At 37.0% G+C, this 22,298-nt stretch carries 19 protein-coding genes; 5 read left to right on the top strand and 14 right to left on the bottom strand.

Annotated elements, in window-relative coordinates; all coding sequences use genetic code 11:
• Positions 1-34: 34 nt before the first annotated feature.
• Entirely contained in the window at positions 35-1,363 is a 1,329-nt protein-coding gene (locus ACLRVU_RS08455) for a citrate synthase (RefSeq protein ID WP_412891530.1), read from the bottom strand.
• A gap of 105 nt (positions 1,364-1,468) precedes the next feature.
• Positions 1,469-2,104, bottom strand: coding sequence for an HAD family hydrolase (locus ACLRVU_RS08460; RefSeq protein ID WP_412891531.1), 636 nt, complete (start codon positions 2,102-2,104; stop codon positions 1,469-1,471).
• Positions 2,105-2,195: 91 nt separating this feature from the next.
• On the opposite strand from ACLRVU_RS08460, the gene ACLRVU_RS08465 reads away from it, so the two are divergent.
• A complete protein-coding gene (locus ACLRVU_RS08465; protein ID WP_412891532.1) occupies positions 2,196-3,398 on the top strand; it encodes an AI-2E family transporter in 1,203 nt (400 codons plus the stop codon).
• Between the two features lie 236 nt (positions 3,399-3,634).
• Here ACLRVU_RS08465 and ACLRVU_RS08470 read toward each other — a convergent pair whose 3' ends face one another.
• The 11 genes from ACLRVU_RS08470 to ACLRVU_RS08520 form a co-directional block, all read right to left on the bottom strand.
• A complete protein-coding gene (locus ACLRVU_RS08470; RefSeq protein WP_412891533.1) occupies positions 3,635-5,170 on the bottom strand; it encodes a sulfatase-like hydrolase/transferase in 1,536 nt (511 codons plus the stop codon).
• A 167-nt stretch (positions 5,171-5,337) separates the two neighbouring features.
• On the bottom strand, positions 5,338-5,715 hold the full coding sequence (locus ACLRVU_RS08475) for a hypothetical protein (RefSeq protein ID WP_412891534.1): 378 nt from the start codon (positions 5,713-5,715) through the stop codon (positions 5,338-5,340).
• A 304-nt stretch (positions 5,716-6,019) separates the two neighbouring features.
• Entirely contained in the window at positions 6,020-7,414 is a 1,395-nt protein-coding gene (ffh, locus tag ACLRVU_RS08480; RefSeq protein WP_412891535.1) for a signal recognition particle protein, read from the bottom strand.
• A gap of 9 nt (positions 7,415-7,423) precedes the next feature.
• On the bottom strand, positions 7,424-7,750 hold the full coding sequence (gene ylxM, locus ACLRVU_RS08485; RefSeq protein ID WP_147552032.1) for a YlxM family DNA-binding protein: 327 nt from the start codon (positions 7,748-7,750) through the stop codon (positions 7,424-7,426).
• A 1-nt stretch (position 7,751) separates the two neighbouring features.
• The gene (ftsY, locus tag ACLRVU_RS08490) at positions 7,752-8,732 is read right to left on the bottom strand and encodes a signal recognition particle-docking protein FtsY (protein ID WP_412891536.1); all 981 of its coding nucleotides are present in this window, start codon (positions 8,730-8,732) and stop codon (positions 7,752-7,754) included.
• An 11-nt stretch (positions 8,733-8,743) separates the two neighbouring features.
• On the bottom strand, positions 8,744-11,677 hold the full coding sequence (locus ACLRVU_RS08495; protein WP_412891537.1) for a chromosome segregation protein SMC: 2,934 nt from the start codon (positions 11,675-11,677) through the stop codon (positions 8,744-8,746).
• Positions 11,678-11,756: 79 nt separating this feature from the next.
• On the bottom strand, positions 11,757-13,145 hold the full coding sequence (locus tag ACLRVU_RS08500; RefSeq protein WP_412891538.1) for an ATP-binding protein: 1,389 nt from the start codon (positions 13,143-13,145) through the stop codon (positions 11,757-11,759).
• A gap of 3 nt (positions 13,146-13,148) precedes the next feature.
• Positions 13,149-13,826 carry a response regulator transcription factor gene (locus tag ACLRVU_RS08505; protein ID WP_147552022.1) on the bottom strand — a complete coding sequence of 226 codons (678 nt, stop codon included), beginning with the start codon at positions 13,824-13,826 and terminating at the stop codon, positions 13,149-13,151.
• 96 nt (positions 13,827-13,922) lie between these two features.
• Positions 13,923-14,861 (bottom strand): DHH family phosphoesterase, encoded by a 939-nt coding sequence (locus tag ACLRVU_RS08510; protein ID WP_412891539.1) that lies wholly within the window; start codon positions 14,859-14,861, stop codon positions 13,923-13,925.
• 1 nt (position 14,862) lies between these two features.
• Positions 14,863-16,071, bottom strand: a complete 1,209-nt coding sequence (locus ACLRVU_RS08515) for an acetate/propionate family kinase (protein ID WP_412891540.1) — start codon at positions 16,069-16,071, stop codon at positions 14,863-14,865.
• Positions 16,072-16,447: 376 nt separating this feature from the next.
• A complete protein-coding gene (locus tag ACLRVU_RS08520) occupies positions 16,448-16,657 on the bottom strand; it encodes an alpha/beta-type small acid-soluble spore protein (protein ID WP_041138305.1) in 210 nt (69 codons plus the stop codon).
• Between the two features lie 99 nt (positions 16,658-16,756).
• Between ACLRVU_RS08520 and ACLRVU_RS08525 the strand changes: the two genes are divergently transcribed.
• From ACLRVU_RS08525 to gdhA, 4 genes are all read left to right on the top strand, one after another.
• Positions 16,757-17,191, top strand: coding sequence for a hypothetical protein (locus ACLRVU_RS08525; RefSeq protein ID WP_412891541.1), 435 nt, complete (start codon positions 16,757-16,759; stop codon positions 17,189-17,191).
• 18 nt (positions 17,192-17,209) lie between these two features.
• Positions 17,210-17,968: a PIG-L deacetylase family protein gene (locus ACLRVU_RS08530; protein WP_412891542.1), complete on the top strand. Its 759-nt coding sequence runs from the start codon at positions 17,210-17,212 to the stop codon at positions 17,966-17,968.
• Positions 17,969-18,083: 115 nt separating this feature from the next.
• A complete protein-coding gene (locus ACLRVU_RS08535) occupies positions 18,084-20,141 on the top strand; it encodes an elongation factor G (protein ID WP_412891543.1) in 2,058 nt (685 codons plus the stop codon).
• 115 nt (positions 20,142-20,256) lie between these two features.
• Positions 20,257-21,600: an NADP-specific glutamate dehydrogenase gene (gdhA, locus tag ACLRVU_RS08540; RefSeq protein WP_412891544.1), complete on the top strand. Its 1,344-nt coding sequence runs from the start codon at positions 20,257-20,259 to the stop codon at positions 21,598-21,600.
• A 209-nt stretch (positions 21,601-21,809) separates the two neighbouring features.
• Here gdhA and ACLRVU_RS08545 read toward each other — a convergent pair whose 3' ends face one another.
• Entirely contained in the window at positions 21,810-22,271 is a 462-nt protein-coding gene (locus tag ACLRVU_RS08545) for an ABC-2 family transporter protein (RefSeq protein WP_412891545.1), read from the bottom strand.
• Positions 22,272-22,298 lie beyond the last annotated feature (27 nt).

Here is a 22,298-nt window from a genome sequence, read left to right on the forward strand (position 1 = left end):
TATCCTATTCTGATTTCATCTAAATGATACCACATTAGCGCTCAGAGATGTCGATATATTTTTTTATTTTTCCTACATACTGCGTTGCCGGACGAATGATGCGATCGGCATATAGTTTATTTTCTATATTGTGTGCCAACCAGCCGACACTGCGGCTGACAACAAAAAGTAATGGATAAAGATCCGTCGGAATCCCCAGCATATCATAGACCAGTCCGCTGTAAAAATCAAAATTACTGCAGACCTGTGTTCCCTTAATTTCTTTAATAGTTTCCGCAGCGATCTGATCAAACAGACGATAAAAGCGATATTCTTCTACACGTCCCTTTTCAATAGCCAGTTTTTCGCATTCCTTTGCCATTAATTCGCTTCTTGGATCACTCAACGTATAAATCGCGTGTCCCATGCCATAAACTAAACCGGAATGATCATTCGCCTCTTTATTTAAAATCCGGATAATCATTTTACGAATGAGCTTGTGATCATCCGTCATTCCGATTTCCTTCATCACTTCCAGCATCATCTTTCTGGCAGCTAAATTTGCTCCGCCGTGACGAGGACCTTTCAATGAACCGACAGACCCGGCAAAAGCAGAGTAAATATCTGTGCCGGTAGAACTGATAACCACATTCGTAAAGGTTGAATTATTTCCCCCACCATGATCAGCATGCAAGACTAGTAAAGTATCTAAGACACTTGCCTCATTTTTACTAAATGATTGATCCGGTCTTAGTAAATATAAAATATTCTCGGCAATGCTGTAGTCTTCCTTAATATGATGAATATATAAACTCTGATGATCAAAATGATGCACCTTAACATGATAATCATAAATCGTAATGCTCATTAACTGAGCCAGCAAATTTAGCCCCTGCTCCAAAGTATTTAACGGACTGACATCATCTGCCTGCTCATCATAGGCATAAAGTGCCAATATATCCTGCTGAAGCTTATTCATTAAGTTTGAAGCCGGATGGCGCAGAATCTGTGACTGCAGAAAATCCTCCGGCAAATGATAGCGCAAGCGAAGCTGAAAGGTAAAAGCTTCCAGTTCCAAAGCGTTCGGCAAATAGCCAAATAAGATTAAAAAGCAAACTTCCTCATAAATCAGACGACTGCCCTTATTGTTTATAATATCCTTAATGCTGATACCACGATAATAAAGATCACCGATGCAGTCTTTTTTTACACCATCAGCCATCGTATACCCAACAACATCTGCAATTGTTGTCAGTCCTACTAACACGCCGGTGCCATCTTCATTTCGCAATCCTTTTTTAACATCATAGTCTTTATAAAGCTGGTTTTTTATATCGTTATGAAGCAATGCTTTATTAAAAAAAGTACTGATTGACGTTTCCATATCCTCACCTCTTTTGAGATAGTATATCATCAATCAGTAAAAATTTAAATATTTTTAGTATTTTTATATATTATCTATCAATAATTGTACAATTTCAAAAACAATCTAACAAAATTCATTCCAATCTCTTATATATCGATCTGCCAGCTGCTGAATCTGCTGACGATGATCGATTTCATCATCATCTTCGATCGCATATACTCGATACCCGTTTTTCTTCAATGTTTCAATTGCATGCAGGGCATCTTCAAAAACAATCACCTCTTCTTTATTTAAATGCATTAGCTTGCAGGCTGCATCATAAATCACAGCTTCATCTTTTTTATTTGTGTTATACTCACTGGTTGTTATGATATGATCCATTAAGTCTGTAATCCCTAAACGATCTAAACACCCTAAAATAAACTCTTTTTCACTCGCTGTTGCAATGACCATTTTAATTTTAGCTTCATGAAATGCTTTCAGCTTTTCTAAAACACCATCTTTTGCTTTTACTAAATGATCATATTTTTCTTTTACTTTCACACTCACACGCTCGATCATTTCTTCACGAGTATACGGTAATTGAAAACGCTCAATGATGAAATCATTAGCTTCTTCCAAAGAAAAAGAACGCATCTCTAAATAAAGTTCATCCACATCGGGCAGTCTCAGTTCTTCAAAAATCTCCACTGTTGAACTTTTCCATACCCATTGTGAATCTAATAGTGTACCATCTAAATCAAAAATATATCCCTTCATCCTTGTCTCCTCTATCTAATGATAATATAATGAAATAAATTGAATTAGTCAATGAAAAATGGTAATATGGAAAAACTAGGGGAGGAATACAATGAATAACCAAACGATCAAGAAAATTATTAAACCATGGGTCATTCTGGTGACATTTACAATTATTTTAGCGGCTGTCATCTTCAACTTCACAGCGGTTTTAAATAAGGTGTGGTATTGGATCATGCTGTTTAAGCCACTGTATTACGGAATTGCGATTGCCTATGTCTTAAATCTGCCAATGAAAAAGATTCAGCAGTTCATCATCGCCCATACCAAAGAGAACTCTTTTATTCATAAGCGTTCAAGGGGAATTGCTGTTATTCTAACATTGGTGTTTGCTTTTATTATTTGTGCTTTAATCGTCAGTGTCATTATTCCAAAATTGATTGAAAGCTTCGGCATGCTGTTTAACAATTTCAGCGTTTATTTGCAGCATACAGTAACCTATGTCAATGAAGTGTTAGAATATTTCCATATTGATTATGATGCGTCTAAATCACAGATCGTTCAATATTTAAATACCTTAAGATGGGATGATATATTAAAAAACAGTGCGAAATGGCTGGGGGTTGGCGCGAGCAGTGTGATTAATACATCAGTTAATTTCATCGGATCATTTGGAACTTGGTTTACTGCCTTTATGATCAGCTTATATCTGTTAAATTCAAAAGAAGAATATATCATTCAATTAAAAAAGGTGATTGTCGCGATTTTCAGAGACCGCCCGGCTCAGTATATTTTCCGTATCGGTAAAAAAGCCAATGCTATCTTTGCCGGATTTATTGGGGGACAATTGGTAGAAGCCGTAATTTTAGGCGTTCTCTGCTATATTGGAATGCTGATTTTCCGTTTTCCATTCCCGGAACTGATTTCAGCAATCGTTGCTTTGACAAGTTTAGTGCCAATGTTTGGGGCGATGTTTGGAATGGCATTTGGCTGTTTGCTGATCTTTGCGATTAATCCGATTCAATCAATCTGGTTCATTGTCTATTTTCAAATCCTGCAGCAGTTTGAAGGAAATGTCATTTATCCTCGTGTGGTTGGCGGATCAGTGGGAATTTCGGGTATCTATGTATTGTTATCTTTAATCATTTTCGGTGGTCTCTTTGGACTGATTGGAATGTTAGTGGCTGTGCCGCTGACCGCATTGCTATATTCAATGACAAGTGAATTTGTTCATGAACAGCTTAAAAAGAAGCGTGCTTATGTAGATGAAACCGATTATTATATTTTACCTGAAGAAGCAACTGAAACAAAATGATAAGCTTTATCATCGTATAATAGCGTAAAATGGATACCTTAATAGGTATCCATTTTAATTTCGTTTTAATACGTTTAATCAAGTACTGCAAATATTTCGTTTAGTACCTTGCAGTTTGAAATCCATAAATGCAAATTGAACAATCCACCTGCTGCAAAGTATACCTCTTCATCTACTAGCTTGATATTTCCTCCCACTTTATCTGGTCGATGCCCCTAAGCTTTCTTAATATCAGACTAACGTTCATCACGATGATAGGGAACCTGATCGCAGGTTTCAATCATAAACTTTAATAATTCTTCTTTCATTTCTGTAATGATTTTTTGATATTGTTCTTCCTGAATCTGATTATTTAATTCTAAAGGATCCAGCGTTAAATCATAAAACTCATCTAACTCATACAAACGTTTCACGTATTTATACTTATGGCTGCGTATCATGACCGCTTTGGTATGTTGTGGCATTTTCATTTGTTCACTAGTTCTTGGCCAGTAAAGATGGTCTTTAGGATGCCCGCCATCCATGCAGTGTGTTTCATCTTCTCTTCGTCCACCCTCACAATGGACATAGCGGCGATGCTCTTTGATTGTAGTAAACTGTGAGCAAAGTGATCTTCCAAATTGCGGATAGGATAAAGGCATCATGGCAATTTCGCTGATCGTTTGCGGAATATCTGTAAGTTCAACTAAAGCAGTACGGATCCCAGGTTTTACCTCCATAGATTTAGGCGGCTTAATAACCAAAGGAACTTTTGTCAGCACATCTTCAAAGGTATTCTGATTGATTTCCGCAATGCCATAATCTCCTGCATAATCTCCATGATCACTGAACAAAAATATAGCCGTAGCATCATAAACCTGCTTTTGTCTAAATGCTTCTATCACCTTGCCAAAGTTCTCGTCTACATGATGTACCATTGCCAGATAGGTTTTCTTGATTGCCAACAATTCTTCCTTAGACCAATGATAAAGCTGATAATTTTCCCGCATGCCCTTCATAATACTTGGCTTTAACGCTGCCTGCGATGGCGTTAGTGTCACCATTGGTGACAATTTTTCTTGATCGATGACAGCATCGTCCTCTTTTGTACAGGCATAAAACGGATGCGGCAGGGTTAATGAGAGATACATGCATAACGGTGCATCACCCTCATAATTTTCTAAATAATGAATAGCATCTTTTATTTGTGCATCTTCCGCCCCCATAAAACCTATTGCAAAAGGATTCGTGTCATCAACAATTCCCTGATAAAAACTATAATAATTCTTTCCATCTTGTGTATGCCGGCTAGCTTCTTTCGCATTCGCAGCTTCAATCGCCATCTGCTGTGTTACTCCTTGTAAAATTGAACGATAGCCTTTTTTTATCGGCACTCCCTGAGCAATACAGCCTAATTCACTATAAGCATCACTGCGGTCATCGCAATATAAAGATAAATCTACCTCTTCTTTAAAGACGTCATTTTTACCGCCAAAGTAAACATGATAGCCATTCTTTTTCAATTCCTTCAACAAATTATCATCTTGTGCAGACATTAAATGATGCATTGTACGAAAACCATTCACATGCGGATAATTACCGGATAAAAAGCTGCATCTGCTGGGGACGCAGACCGGATTTTGACAGAACGCATTTGAAAAAGAAACCGCGTCATCATCGATTAGCGCATCAATATTAGGGGTAACAGATGCTTCGTTTCCTAAATGATGTACTGCTTCACTGCGAAAATGATCACTTACAAATAATAATAAATTAGGACGTTTATTTCCCATTATGTTTATCCTCCTTGTATCTATTTGTTCAGCTATTAAAACGATCTTACTATCTTCAGTCTATTCTTATTTGAAACTTATTTCAATCCATTTTCATATTTTTGATATTTTTATCAACAAACAAACCATTTAACTAAAAAAGAGGCAATCAACATATTACAGCCTCTTTATTTAACAGATATTTTTTTATAGATATTAATCAGGCAAAAAGCTATGATAATCGTATATCCTTCCAGCCAATAATAGGTATAGGGAATCTTTAAAAAGAAAATTGAAGCAATTAAAAGTATCATTATTCCACCCAATGTCAATGGTAATAACAGCTGATTCCCTTGATCCTTGCTTTCTATGCGATGGCAAAGAAAAATAGCTAAGATTGGTAATGCAGTCTTAATTAAAATTTTAATGATATAATAGACTTTAAAATAATCACCAAATAAAGCGTTCTTTGCCCATATACTGCTGTCATAATAATTAAAAAGTCCTAAACTAAACAGCAATCCAAACACAATGACAGAAAATAAGATTTTATTCTTTCTATGCATTTTAATTTCCTCCTCATCTTGTATTTGATATGAATGACAGTGTATCATAGCTTTAGTCGTATACATAAATAGATGTCACTATATTAAACTACCGCTATTTTATAAAACAGTTGGTGATTCTCATCTAAAGAATACCATTCTTTTTTAAGAATAAGATTTAATTTCTTTATTCTAAATTGGTGTGAACTATGTTTTTTCAAATGTTATAATTGAATAGATAGGGTAGAAAACTAAGAAACAAATAATATATTTCAATAAAAAAAGATTAAATGAGAGGTTAATTTCATTTAATCATTTTTTTATATTAACGTTTTTTCTTCTTTTTATGACGTTCTTTTTTACGGTTTCCCTGTACAACTGGGGCTTTTTTTGGTTTTCCGCTCATCATTCCCGTCATTGGATTCATACGCGTCATGTTTTCCATCATGGCTTTTGATTGTTCAAACTTCTTCAATAAGCGGTTGATATCTGCGACCTGCATCCCACATCCGCTGGCAATACGAATCTTGCGTTTTGCGTTCAGCACGGAAGGATCACGGCGTTCATCTTTCGTCATCGAGTTAATGATGGCTTCTGTTTTGACCATTTCCTTTTTCGCATCTTCATCATTAACATTAGGAATCGCTCCATTCATGCCCGGAATCATCTTTAATATACCAGAAATAGGTCCCAATTTTTGAACCTGTTTCAATTGGTCGAGCATATCGTCTAGTCCGAACTGTCCTGAGGTTAAACGATCCAATGATTTTTTAGCGCTCTTTTCATCAATAACATCCTGTGCTTTTTCGATCAGCGACATGACATCTCCCATACCTAAGATACGGTCAGCCATACGTTCAGGATAGAATAAGTCTAAGGCATCTAATTTTTCACCGGTACCGATAAACTTGATTGGCACTTGAGTAATGTGACGAATAGATAAAGCACCACCACCACGGGCATCCCCATCTAATTTGGTTAACACAGCTCCGGTAATGGATAATTTTTCATTAAAGCTGCTTGCCACATTCACAATATCCTGTCCGGTCAAAGCATCGACAACTAACAAGATTTCATCTGGATGGGCAATCTCTTTAATATGAAGCAATTCATCCATCAGCAGTTCATCGATATGTAAACGCCCGGCAGTATCGATTAAAATAACATCATGGTTATTTTCTTTTGCGTACTCCATCGCTTCGCTTACGATCTGTTCCGGTTTTACTTCTGTCCCTTTAGAAAAGACAGGAACATCTAATGAACGTCCCAATGTTTCTAACTGATCGATTGCGGCTGGACGATAAATATCGGCAGCAACTAATAACGGACTTTTCTTATATTTTTTACGAATCAGATTAGCAATCTTACCACCGGTTGTTGTTTTCCCGGCCCCTTGAAGTCCGACCATCATAATGACTGTTGGCTTCTTGGTAAAATTGATTTCTGATACTTCTGTCCCTAATAATTCCACTAATTCATCATGCACGATTTTAACGACCATCTGTCCCGGTGTTAAAGATCCCATGACATCTTGTCCTAACGCTTTTTCTTTGACGTTTTGGATAAAACTTTTAACGACTTTAAAGTTAACATCGGCTTCTAATAATGCTAAGCGAATCTCGCGAAGCATCTCGTCCATATTTTCTTCAGTTAATGAACTTTGGCCACGAATTTTCTTGATGGAACTTTGCAAACGTTCCGATAATGATTCAAATGCCATAATAGCCTCCTAAATATTTTTGATTTTTTCCAGATAAGTATAAAGCTTGTCATGATCTTCTGCTTCAAATGCTTCAATCTGGTCAATGAGTTGTAGTCTTTTTTGATGCTTCTCCAATAAGCCTAATTTTTTTTCATAGCTTTCTAATAAAGCAATCGCTCTTTTAAGATTATCATAGACAGCATTGCGTGAAACTTCCATTTCATCAGCAATTTCCGCTAAAGAAAGATCTTCATCATAATAAAGCGTCAAATAGCTTAATTGTTTATCGGTCAGCAACTGACCATACATATCCATCAATAAATTGACACGCTGTGTTTTTTCTAATGAGTCCATGTTATTCTCCCATCAGATTTTTGCATAAACCATAGACATACTGTTCTAGGTCAAAGGCCTGGAGATCATCCATTTTTTCTCCTAAGCCAATGAATTTAACCGGTATATTCAGGGCATCTTTAATCGAAAGAACGATACCTCCTTTAGCGGTTCCATCCATCTTAGTTAAAACAATGCCGGTAATCTCTGTAATTTTAGCAAATTCTGTTGCTTGTGATACTCCGTTTTGCCCGGTTGTCGCATCTACAACTAATAAAGTTTCATGTGGTCCATTAGGAATTTCACGTTTAATAATACGATTCATTTTTTCTAATTCGTTCATTAAATTGACTTTATTTTGCAAACGTCCGGCAGTATCAATAATCAGCACATCGGCTTTTTTTTCTTTTGCCTGTTTAATGCCATCGAATACCGCCGCTGAAGGATCTCCGCCTTCCTTACCTTCAATGATTTCAACATCTAAGCGTCTTGCCCATTCGGCTAACTGATCAATGGCACCCGCTCTGAACGTATCACCTGCCACCAACATGACGTTTCTTCCTTCATCTTTCATTCGATGTGCCAACTTGGCAATGGTGGTTGTTTTACCCGCACCATTAACTCCTACCATCAAGATGACCGTTAAGGCATTCTCCTGATAATTGATCGTGTTGGTCATTACACTATCGTTAGCATAGATCACAAACATCTTATCAATGATGATCTCATTGATATCTTTAGGATCGGTAATACCCTGCAAGCGGACTTCTTTTTTGATCTCATCCACTATTTTCATGACCATGTTGACTCCAACATCACTCATAATTAAGATATTTTCCAATTCTTCAAAATAATCATCGTCAATTTCTCTGAAACGTGCCGCTAACTGATTGATACGGTCTGAAAAACTGGCGTTTGATTTATCTAACCCCGCAACATATTTTTCATTTTGTTTAGCTGATTTTCCAACGATCTTCTCTTTTACTTTACTAAAAAATCCCATCTGTCGTCCTCCTAGTTCACTGTTTCAGCGACATCTTCAAATTTAACACTGATTAGCTTCGTAACTCCTTTTTGCTGCATGGTTGCCCCATACAGGATATCACACTGTTCCATTGTTCCCGGTCGGTGTGTCACAACGATAAATTGTGTTTTCCCGGCAAATTCCTTTAAATATTTAGCGAAACGTTCTACATTGGCTTGATCCAATGCCGCCTCCACTTCATCTAAGATGCACATTGGCACCGGACGCACCTTTAAAATCGCAAATAGGCATGAAATAGCAATTAAGGCTTTTTCTCCACCGGAGAAAAGCGAAATGTTCTGTACTGATTTTCCCGGCGGCTGAACATCAATATCGACTCCGGTTTCCAAAATGTTATCCGGATCCGTATATTTCAGTAAGGCTCGACCCCCACCCATTAACGCTCTGAAAACTTCATTAAATTCTTCATTAATTCGATGGAAAGTTTCATCAAATCGAGTGACCATTACATGATCCATCTCATCAATGGCTTTCAGCAAGCCGTTTTGTGCCTCTAATAAATCAATACGCTGTGTGTTTAAATGCTCATAGCGTTCATTCACACTCTTGTACTCTTCTATAGCATCTAAGTTGATATTGCCTAATCGCTTAATTTCTGTTTTCAAAGCAAATACTTCGCTGCGAGCTTCTTCATTATACACTTTATTGCCATAATTTTCGCTTGCATATTCAAATGTCATTTTATATTCTTCATTTAAATAAGCCAGTTTACCACTTAACTGTGACTCTACTTTCGTAAATTCAACACGTTCATTCATCAGCTTTGATTTTACATCTGCCATCGCTTTACGAATCTGACGCAATTCTTCTTCCAAAGCTTCATTATCATTGACATAGCCCATACGGGTTTCACGCTTCGCTTTGATAGATTCCGTTAAATCATCACGCTTTTGAATCGCCGCATTTAACTGTTTAACGACATCATTTTCAGCTTCATCATTCATAATCTGATTTACTTCCAATTTTTCGTTAGACAAAGTTTCATATTGTACCTTCAAACTTTTAAACTGAGCTAATTTAGATGAAACCTCTTCTTCTAAACGAGCAAAGGAAATCTTCTTTTGAAGCAGTTCATTGCTGTATTCACGACTACTTAAATCTAATTCATTGATCTGTGTTTTAAGATGAATCACATTGCTTTCTAAAGAAGTCATCTCGCTTTGAATGTCTTCCATCTCTTTTTTATGTGAATAACTGTTTTGCTGCTGACGGTTTTGTCCTCCGGTCATCGATCCACCGACATTCACTACATCTCCGTTAATCGTGACGATCTTATAGCGATAATATAAACTATTCGCTAATGCATTGGCTGTTTCCATGCTGTCTACAATCAGAGTATTCCCCAATTGATTCGCAATAACCGTTGCATATTTAGGTTCATACTCCACAAATTCACTGGCAATGCCTAAAAATCCTTTGGTATTTTTAGCTACTAATAAATGGTCTTCTCGTACCGTACGTTTAGATAAGGCATCAATAGGTAAAAAGGTAGCACGTCCGGCTTTATTCTTCTTTAAATACGCAATAGCCGTTCTGGCACTGTTTTGATTTTCAGTTAAAACAAACTGGGTTGCTGCTCCTAAGGCTGTCCCGATTGCCTGTTCATAGCCAACTTTAGGTGTCACCATCTTTTCTAAGACAGAAATAACACCATTGATGGAAGAAGATAAAATCGTTTTTACCCCATACTGATAGTTACTGTGATTTTGCTGCTGTTCTTTTAAAAGCATCTGCTTTGTTTTTAGAGTATTATATTTTGAATTCTGCTGTTCATGCAGCTGGCGCAGCCCTTCCATTTTCTTATTGACGGACTGGCGTGTTGCTTCCAGCTCATCGATTTCTTTTTGCGACTGATCATAACGCTCTACACGGTTATTGTACTCGCTTAATATATCCCCCAGCATCTGCTTTAATGAGGTAATCTTATGCTCCAGATCTGCTCCGGATTGATTTTCAATAATATGCTTGCGTTTTTCATCGATCTGCACTTTGCTGGTGGATAGCTGATTGACTTCTTCCATCGCCTGCATTAAGGCAACCTGCATTTCATCAACCTCTTTATCCAGCATCACCATCTTATTTTTCTTTGTTTCCAAAACAGCCTCTTTAGACGCTAAATCACTACTGTATTCTTGATCAAAGCGTTCTAAAGATGCAATCGATGCTTTTAACTGATCCAATTTATCTTTTAATTCCTTTGATTCAAAAACGATCAAACCAATCTCTATATCTTCCAATTGTTTCCTTAAAGCCAAATACTGTTCTGCTTTTTCTTTTTGCTTTTTCAAGGGAATGATCTGTTTTTCAAGTTCATTGACAATATCACTGATACGACTTAAATTATCATTTGTTTTTTCTAATCGCTTTAACGATTCGATCTTTCTTTTTTTATACTTTGCAACCCCGGCCGCTTCTTCAAACATTGATCGACGATCTTCCGGCTTAGAATCGGCAAAGCTGGAAATATTTCCCTGCGAGATCATAGATAAAGAATCACGCCCTAATCCGGTATCCATCATTAAATCAATGATGTCTTTTAAACGGCAAGGCTGTTTATTTAATAAATACTCCCCTTCATTATTATGACGGTAGATTCTTCTGGTAATTTCAATTTCCTGATAATCGTTGTCAATATAACGATCAGCATTATCAAAAACGAGGGTAACCTCTGCCACATTTTGTGGTTTACGATCCTGTGAACCTGCAAAGATGACATCGATCATCGAAGTTCCACGTAATGATTTGACTGACTGTTCACCTAGCACCCAGCGAATGGCATCGGTAATATTGCTTTTCCCGCAGCCATTGGGTCCGATGATTCCGGTAATCCCCTGTTGGAATTCTAGATTGACACGATCAGCAAATGATTTGAAACCATGTAGTTCGATTCTTTTTAAATACATATGCTCACCTCTTGTCTCAGTATATTATTATATAATAAATGACTTTAAAAATAAAGAAAGAAAAATAGAGGAGCTTCCTCTATCCCTCTTTACGATATGATTTAAAGACTTCTTTTAAAGCATTGTTTCTTTCATATGGGAGATTCACATAAAATTCTGAACCGACATCTTTTTGTGATTTCACCTTAATCGTTCCAAAATGAAGATCGACGATACTCTTTACAATCGCTAAGCCTAACCCGTTTCCTCCCACACTGCGAGCTTTATCTTCACGATAAAAACGTTCGAAAATATGTCGCTGTGCTTCTTCGTCCATGCCGATTCCGGTATCACTGATCATGACTTCAACATCTTTACTGTTGCGTTTTAAATTCACGGAAATATACCCGCCTTCATTCGTATATTTAATCGCATTATTCAACAAGTTGATCCACACCTGCTCCAAACGGTTCTGATCACCGCTGATCATAATGTCTTTTTTAGGAATATTGACATCGATTTCAATATCCTTCTGCTTAGCAAATTCTTCTAAAGAAGAGATCACACGATGTAGTTGCTCAGTCAGCGAATAGTTTTCTACATTTAAGGTAATGTCTTCTCCATCCAGCAGTGTCAGCTGCAGCATGTTTTTGCTTAGCTGTGATAAACGTCGGCTCTCAAACAAGATGATATCTGTATATTTTTCTCTTTGTTCAGGCGGTAAATCCTCATTTTTTAATATGGTCGCAAACCCGTTGATCGACGTTAAAGGGGTTTGAAATTCATGGGAAACATCGGAAATAAACTGCTGACGGGTTTGCTCGGTTTTCCCCAGCTGCTGTGCCATCAGGTTAAAGCTTTTATTTAATCGTCCAATCTCATCATTGCCGACATAATTAACACTGACTTTGTAATTTCCTTTTGCTAACTCCTGAGTAGCACGTGTCAAACGCGTAATCGGCTTAACAATAATATCCGCAATAATCAAGAAGACAACACTTCCCACGATAAAAATAAAGCCAACCGCCAATAATGCAGAATGTTTAAAAATGTTCTCCTGCTGAGAGATATTTTTCTGTACAAACAAAGTATATTGTGTTCCGTCGATTTCAAAATGGGTTCCTACCGTTTGAAAGAAGGAATTTCGCATATCGATATAGCCGTCTTTTTTATCTTTCAAATTAGAAATCGCTTCATCTAATTTATCCGGCTTTTTAAACTGTCCATACACAATCTCCGAATCATCATGGCTGACTAGGATTGCCACGTTCAAAGATTCGGAAATATTAGTAAGTACCTGTCCTACCTGATCATCTTCGACATAAGTCATTTGATTCAAGATCAGTCGTGTGGCATCCTGCAGTTCCACCCGGGTAAATTCAGATAGCTCCTCTGAATTATTTTTAAGAACAAAATAGCCGGCAAAGGAGAAACTAATCAGAATACTGACAAGAAATCCAAGAATCAGTTTTCCATAAATGGATTTCATTGCCTACTGTGCTTCCACTTCTACTTTATAGCCCAGTCCGCGCACCGTTACTACTTTAAAATCATCGATATGTCCTAAATTCTCACGAATTCTTTTAATATGAACATCAACGGTACGATCAAATCCATCATAATCCATGCCCCAAATCCTTTCGATTAGCTGTTCACGAGAGAATATCTGATTGGGATTTTTAGCGAGTTCAAACACCAATTCAAATTGCTTTAACGGTAAATGAATTACTTCTCCTTTATAATGAATTTCATATTTATCCCCATCTAGTGTCGTATTGCCAATCGTAATGATATTTTGTGCATTGACACTATATCTTTTTAAAATAGTTTTGACACGTGCCATTAATTCAGGTGCATCAAAAGGCTTTACCACGTAATCATCGATGCCCAAATCAAACCCTTTTAATTTATCTTCGGATGTCCCTTTTGCCGTCAGCATAATCGCTGGAATATCACGAATTTCTTTCATTTCTTTCACAAATTCATAGCCATCCATGATCGGCATCATGACATCGACAATAGCCAAGTCAATAAACTCATTCTCTACGATTTCCAAAGCTTCTTCGCCATTGCTTGCTTCTCGTATCTCATAGCCTTCTTTATTCAGATAAAACTTGATTAATTCACGAATATGAATTTCATCATCTACCACAAGTATTTTTGTCTTCATATATTGCCTCCACATATTCTTTCATTACTATAACTGATTTTTTTGAACTTTATATGACTATTATACTAAGAAAAAAGATTGTAAACAATTACAATCTTAATCTCTTTTCATTTGTTCCTCGATGACTTCGATCAATTTTGGCAAATCCTCGATCGATTCCAAAGTAGCTCCACTGGCTAGCTGATGTCCGCCACCATTAAATTGTTCAGCGACTTTATTCACTGATACATCACGGCTTCTCAAACTGACACGCCAGTTATTCGCTTCTGAGTTTTGAGTAATTGCCATCCATACACGAAATTCCTGAATATTTGACAGCATATTCACATAATCAGAACCACGTTCACGAGTAATACCTAATTCATCTAAATCCTCCTGATTTAGTGTATAGTAAGCAATGCCGCTGGCAGTTGACTCATAACGATTCAAGATAAAACGATTAATACGCAGATCAATTTCTTTACGCAGATACATTCTTTGATAAATATTTTCCATGTCAATGCCACAATCCAGCAAATAAGCACCGGCTTTTAATGTACTTCCATCGGTGCTGCGGAATAGAAAGCGATTGGAATCGGCAATCATTCCAAAATATAAGCAAGTGGCTGCCTGACAATCCATCGGTTCTTTAAAATAAGCCTGATACAATTCCGTAACAATTTGCGAAGTCGAAGATTTAGTCGGCTCCTCAATGTTTATATCACCAAACGAATCGACAATCAAATGATGGTCAATTTTAATTCTGCCTGCACATTGTGCATAATCTTCTCCATCAATCCGCTCATGATTGGCTGTATCTAAAACAATCGCCAAAGCATCACTGACATCTTCAAAGCTATCCCATATATAATCTTCTTCTAATTTCGTCAGAAGTTCTTCGTTTCTTTGTCCCTTCAGCATGATCTTGATGTTAGGAAAATGCTGACGCAGGATATGAGCCATCCCTAATTGTGAGCCATATGCATCAAAATCCGGATTGACATGACGATAAAGACATACTTTTTGATAAGTCTTAATAGTTTCAAATATACTCATTTTATTCTCCTTCGTTAATGCCAAGTAAACGCACCGTATCACGAACGATAACTAATTCTTCGTTGGTTGGCACGACCATGACTTCCACCTGTGATGACGGCAGAGAAATGACACGGCTTTCATCAGAGCGCTGATTATTTAACGCTACATCGATATGGCAGCCTAATGCTCTTGCGACATCATCGATGATCAGCGCTCTTAAATAAGGTACGTTTTCACCGATTCCGGCTGTAAAGGCAATGACATCGACACCGCCTAATTCCATCACATAGCTGCCAATATATTTTGAAACATTTCTTGCATAAAGCAATCCGGTCAATAATGCCCGTTCATTTCCTTCTTTAAACAAGGCCTGTTCAACATCACGTGAATCTGATGAGATACCGGACACTCCCAACATTCCTGATTTTTTATTGTAAATATCCAATACTTCCTGAGCCGTTTTATTCAGCTTTTTGCATAAGTAAGGCATGATCGACGGATCCACATCACCGCTGCGCGTTCCCATCATTACTCCAGCTAAAGGTGTAAAGCCCATTGAGGTATCGATGCATTTCCCATCTTCCACGGCAGAAATGCTTGCCCCATTTCCTAAATGACACACAATAATACGTGAACGCTTTGGATTACCTAAATGTGCAATCACCTGCTGTGAAACATATTGATGACTTAATCCATGAGCTCCATATTTTCGTACACCTAAATCAGTATAGTATTCATATGGCAGTGCATATAAATAACGTTCTTTATCCAATGTTTGATGAAAAGCGGTATCAAACGCAAAAACATGACGACTGTTAGGTAATGCTTCTTTAAAAGCACGATATCCGATTAAATGCGCCGGATTATGTAATGGCGCCAGTTCACACAATTCCTCTACTTTGCTTACAACATCCTCATCAACAATCACAGACTGATTGAAATATTCTCCGCCATGGACAATACGATGTCCACAAGCTTCAATTTCATCTAATGACTCGATGATATGATAATCCAATAATACTTTCAAGATAAAATCGACACCTTCTTTATGTGTTGGGAAAACATCTTGAACAACTTCCTTTTTACCATTGTATTTAATAACAGCCTGTCCGCTCTCCAAACCAATTCTTTCAACATTTCCTTGAACCAGCACTTCATATCCTGGCATTCTGTAAAGCTGAAATTTTAAAGACGAGCTTCCGGCATTGACCGCAATGATCATTGACATAATTTTTCCTCCAATTCCCAATATACATTTATTATCAACGAAAACATGTGATAAATATGCTTTTTTTATAATTCTGAAAACAATTTTTTGCCCTCATTATTCATTCTAACGGAGTTTTCAAAATATTTCAACGAATTCGATTATAACCGCTTTCAAAAATAGAAACTAATTTTATTTTTCAATTGAAAGTTTGCTGCTTTATTAGACAAAACTAGGTTAAACCGCATAAAATATCATGAATGTTTGAAAATAACAGGATAAAATAGAATGAGTAATAAAACTTAATAAAGACAAGGAGGAGTAAGCTTAGGAGTAAAGTAGGCGTAATTTAAATTAAAAAGAAAAATAGAGCACTCAAGAGTGCCCTATTTCATCATTAGTTTTGAGAAGATCCTTTAATTTGGTTTTGTCCCATTTGAACTAAACGTTTAGTGATTTCTCCACCAACTGAACCGTTAGCTCTAGCAGTAGTATCAGCACCTAATGTAACACCAAATTCGTTAGCGATTTCGTATTTCATTTGATCGATAGCATTTTTAGCTCCAGGAACTACTAATTTGTTAGTACTTGAGTTATTTGAATTCATATATCTCACCTTCCTTTCAAGATTATTGTGTAACTGTTTTAATTTTATATACTTATTTTTTTTAATTTATGTTAAAATATTTTAAAAGGCGGTGTCACCATGTTTCATATCATCATTATAGTACTATTAAAAATCATTACATTTGGGATTTATTTCTTTGATTATTCAAAGACCAAAAAATTATTAAAACAAGATCGTACGATCAAGCGTGTTTTATCCCTTCCTCAAAAAATGGAAGTTTATCTTTTTAATATCTACGTGGTTCTTCAATTCCTGATTCCTTTATCTGTTATGAATGAATCAATCTCAACATTGATTCATGTAGCTGGATTAATTTTAACCTATTGGCATTTGAATCGCTGGGTTTTTGTTTCAAAAAAATCGGTTATCTGCCGTGATGAATTTATTCGTGTGAAAAACATTCAGAAAGCAAGCTATGAAAAACATCGATTAACTTTCAAAGTTGGAAGTCGTCAATATAAAATCTTATTTCCATTAGTCACTAAAGAACATCTTGAAAAAACAATTATATAAAAAGAAAGGAAGATGTAAATGGATTTTACGATTGCTTATCCGAAAATGGATGATATCAAAACAGCTCTCTTTATTCAGCCGCATCCGGATGATAATGAAATCGGTGCCGGCGGAACAATGGCTTATTTAGTGAAAAAAGGAGTCAAGGTCTATGGACTGACTGTCACTCAAGGACGCGGCGGTTCAAATGATCCGGCAATCACTCCGGAAATGCTGGGAGAGATTCGTCAAAAAGAAGCACAGGCAGCAATGGATATTACAGGCACTATTAATTTAGGAGATCTTGGTTATCATGATCAAAATCCTGCTACCCATGAACAATTAGTTAAAGATTTTGTCAGAGTAATACGTGAAGTCAAGCCGGATGCCATTTTCACAGTTGATCCGGATTTACCCAATGAAATGCATCCGGTACATATTCAAACCGGTAAAGCACTTTGTGAAGCATTCATGCGCTGCGGTCAGCCTTATTATCCTTATGAAGACAATCGCCCGCATCCCGATGCTTTTTCTGTAAAAATCATCGGTTTCTATTTTACCAGCGATGATAACACAACCGTGGATATCACGGATTATATTGAAACAAAGATGGAAGCGATTCGCGCTCACCAATCTCAGATGGACGAAAAGCAGATACAGATGTTTTATTCGTTATTTGAAATGATGGCTTATAATACTTCCTATAAATATGCGGAACGTTTTAAACTTTTAGATGCTACATTGACACATTGTTTTGCCATTCCAAAAGAGTTAAAAGCAAAATTAAATGAAAAATAACTGCCTTCTTTATTATGGCAGTTTTTTTACCCAATAGTATGAAAGCGCTTTACTAAAAAATGAGATATGATAAAATAAAACTATAGATAGACCTTATTCAAAGGAGCGTGATAACATGAGAGTTTATCATTCAAATGAAATTGGAAATGTCGTTGTTTTAGGTCATAGTGGCAGCGGAAAGACATGTATTATAGAATCGATGGCCTACCGTGCCGGAAGCATCAGCAAAATTGGGAGAATTGCGGATGGAAATACACTCAGTGATTATGACAACGAAGAAATCAAACGTAAAATATCCATCAATACCACCATTGTTCCGCTGGAATGGGAAAACTGCAAGATCAACTTATTGGATACACCGGGAAACATTGATTTTGTATCTGAAATCAATCAAGCCATTCGTGCCGCTGAATCTGCTTTGATTATAGTTCCTGCCAGCAAAGGCATTAATGTTGGAACAATTCAAGCGATGAATAAAACCAAAGGGATGCCGAAAATGATATTTATCAATGGCTTAGATGATCCCAACAGTGCCTACCAGCAAAAGCTGACGGAATTAAAAGAAACATTTGGAAAAGCGATTGCACCTATTCAGGTTCCGATCATGGAAGATCATAAGATGGTGGGTTATGTCAATGTCGCTAAAATGGAAGGACGTCGTTTCCAAGGCGATCATACCATTCCTTCAGATATTCCCGATCATATGTGGGATGAAGTGAATCCGATTAAAGAAATGATTGATGAAGCGGTTGCCAATTCAAGCGATGCATTATTAGAAAAATATTTTAATGGGGAACCTTTCAGCAAAGAAGAAATTTCTTGGGCATTACGTCAGGGTGTGATGAATAATACAATTATTCCGGTATTGTGCGGAACAGAGACAATCGGGATTCAAATCATCTTAAATTCAATCGTCGCCTTTTTCCCTTCAGCTGCCGATACTTGTAATTCCTTTATTGTGAATAATCTTGAAACCAATGAACAAGATATCATTGGCTATAACGAAAGTTTGGCACCTTCTGCTTTTGTTTTTAAAACGATTGCGGATCCGTTTGTTGGGCGTATCTCACTTATCAAGATTTGTACAGGAACGCTTAAAAGCGGCATGACTCTTTATAACAGCAATAAAAAAGAAGCTGAAAAATTAAATAAGCTCTTTATTATGAAAGGAAAAGAATTGATCGAAACCTCAGAGCTGAATGCTGGGGATATCGGTGCCCTGACAAAATTGCAGTATACACAGACAAACGATACGCTTTGCACTTTAGATTATCGCGTTGCTTATGAACCGATTGAATTCCCTACGCCTTATTATTCTAAAGCGATTCGTCCTGTGGGCAAAGATAATGAAGAAAAGATTGCCAATGCCATTCATCGCTTGTTAGAAGAAGATCAGACACTGCGCTTTGAAACTAATCCTGAAACAAAACAACAGCTGATTTACGGAATGGGAGATCAACATTTAGATATCATCGTATCTAAACTAAAGAGTAAATTTAAAATTGATGTTGCCTTGGGGGATGTCATCATTCCTTATCGTGAAACGATTCGTTCGATGATTACTCAGCGTGCTAAATATAAAAAGCAGTCCGGTGGTCATGGACAGTATGGAGATGTTGAGATTACGTTTGAACCTTCTCTTCAATTAAATACCCCATATATCTTCGAAGAAAAAATTGTTGGCGGAGCCGTACCAAGAGCTTACTTCCCTGCGGTTGAAAAGGGATTGGCAGAAAGTGTAAAAGAAGGCGTGCTGGCTGGATATCCGGTCATCGGAATTAAAGCGACACTCATTGATGGGACTTATCATAATGTCGATTCTTCTGAATTAGCCTTTAAAACAGCTACCAGCATGGCATTTAAAGAAGCAATGGCAAAAGCCAAGCCGGCTTTATTAGAACCCTTCGTTAAAATGATAATTACCGCAGATGAAAAATACACCGGTGATATTATGAGTGACATTAATAAAAAGCGCGGACGTGTTGGCAACATTGATCATCAAGAGGGAACTGTTAGGATTGAAGCAGAAGTGCCGCAAAATGAAATCATGGAATATGCGATTGATCTTAAAGCAATGACACAAGGACAAGGAACATTTGAAATGGAATTTCTTGGTTACGAAATCGCTCCTGAAGCTGTTCAAAAACGTGTCATCGAACAAAGTAAAAAGTAAATTTCGAATGAAACCGGTATCTTAATGCCGGTTTTTTGTTAATTGCAAAAAATTTACTTTTTCTCTTTATTTATATCCTGCTTTTTAGTAAAATGAAAAACAAGGGGGATGAATTATGAAATATATCGAACGCGTTTTAAAAGAAGTTAAAGAAAAAAACAGCCATGAGCCAGAATTCAGCCAAGCTGTAGAGGAAGTGCTGGAATGCCTGACACCTGTCATTGAAGCACATCCGGAATATGAAAAACTTGCTATCTTAGAAAGAATCGTTGAACCGGAAAGAGCCATCATGTTTAAGGTTCCTTGGACAGATGATCAAGGCCAAGTTCAAGTAAACCGTGGTTATCGTGTCCAATTCAATGGAGCGATTGGTCCTTATAAAGGCGGACTGCGTTTTCATCCAAGTGTAAATTTAAGCATCGTTAAATTTTTAGGCTTTGAACAGGTTTTTAAAAATTCACTTACCACATTGCCAATCGGTGGGGGTAAAGGCGGGTCTGATTTTAATCCGCAAGGAAAATCAGATGCTGAAATCATGCGTTTTTGTCAAAGCTTTATGACAGAACTCTATCGCCATATTGGACCGGATATCGATGTTCCTGCCGGTGATATCGGTGTCGGTGCTCGTGAAATTGGTTATTTATATGGACAATATCGCCGCATACGCGGAGCCTTTGAAAATGGTGTACTGACTGGTAAGCCTCTGCCTTATGGGGGAAGCTTGATTCGTCCCGAAGCAACCGGTTTTGGAGCGATGTATTATGCTCAAGAAGTGCTTAAAGAAAAAGGCGAAAGCTTCGAAGGAAAAACGATTATTCTTTCCGGTTATGGTAATGTAGCTTGGGGTGTTTGCTTAAAAGCCAAAGAATTAGGAGCAAAAGTCATTTCAATCTCCGGAAGAGATGGTTATATTTACGATCCAAACGGAATTAATACCGATGAAAAAATTAATTTCCTAGTAAAGATCAGAGAATCGAATGATGTGAAATTAGCAGATTATGCGAAAGCCTTTAACTGTGAATTCTTCCCGGGACAAAAACCTTGGGGACTAAAAGGCGATATTGCTATGCCTTGTGCTACACAAAATGAAATCGGTTTAGAAGAAGCAGAACAATTGGCAAAAAACGGTATTCGCTATGTCATTGAAGGGGCGAATATGCCAACTCGTCCAGAAGCGATGAACTTCTTTAAAGCAAATAAAATTATTTTAGGTCCTGCAAAAGCGGCTAATGCCGGAGGCGTTGCGGTATCCGCTTTAGAAATGGCACAAAATTCAATGCGCTATAGCTGGACTTCAGAAGAAGTTGACGCAAAATTAAAACAAATCATGCAGAATATCCACGCTGCCAGCAAAGCCGCAAGTGAAAAATATGGATTAGGTTATGACCTGGTTGCCGGGGCTAATATTGCCGGATTTGAAAAAGTCGTAGCTGCCATGATCTCTCAAGGTATTTATTAATAAAAGTCAAATAGAGGATAAATAAATCTAATCCCACTAAAATAGACGAATGAAATTATTAAATTTCAAAACAGCTATGGAGTGGGATTTTTTATACCAAAAATTTAGCAACAGCTTACGATGGACAGCTAGTCCAGTATATTTATCTTTAAATATCTGAGGTTTTTTCATACAAAAATACAGTTCATTATCGAACTGTATTTTCAAATTTATGAACCGGTAGACTTATAATGCCTTAATCCTATCTTCCATAGAAGCAGACAGGGAATTAAAAATAAAAAAGCAAGAAACGGAGCGAACATATAATGGATATCCTGAGTTTTTCCAATGAGATATAAGAATGGATAGTATTGAAATAAAGCTAATGGAATAATATAGGTAAATAATTTTAATACTCCTTCGCCATAAATAGAAAAAGGATATTTACCGAACTCTCTTCCGCCATCTGTAAAAATATTTAGGAATTCCAGCCCTTCTGTTGTAAAGAAACATAGGGAGGCATAGATAATAAACAATCCACTAAATACAGCAACCCCGGAGATTATCATCAGAACTAATGTGAAAATCTTATCCGTACTCCATATAATCTGACAGCGCGGGATAGCGTAGGCAAAAATGATGGCAGATTGAATAAAGCGACCGATTCTAGACAATTCAATCTTAGTTGCCAATACTTGAAAAATAATATTGCGCGGGCG

Origin of the sequence: Beduini sp., from assembly GCF_047239305.1 — a bacterium.
Lineage (GTDB): Bacteria > Bacillota_I > Bacilli_A > Erysipelotrichales > Coprobacillaceae > Beduini.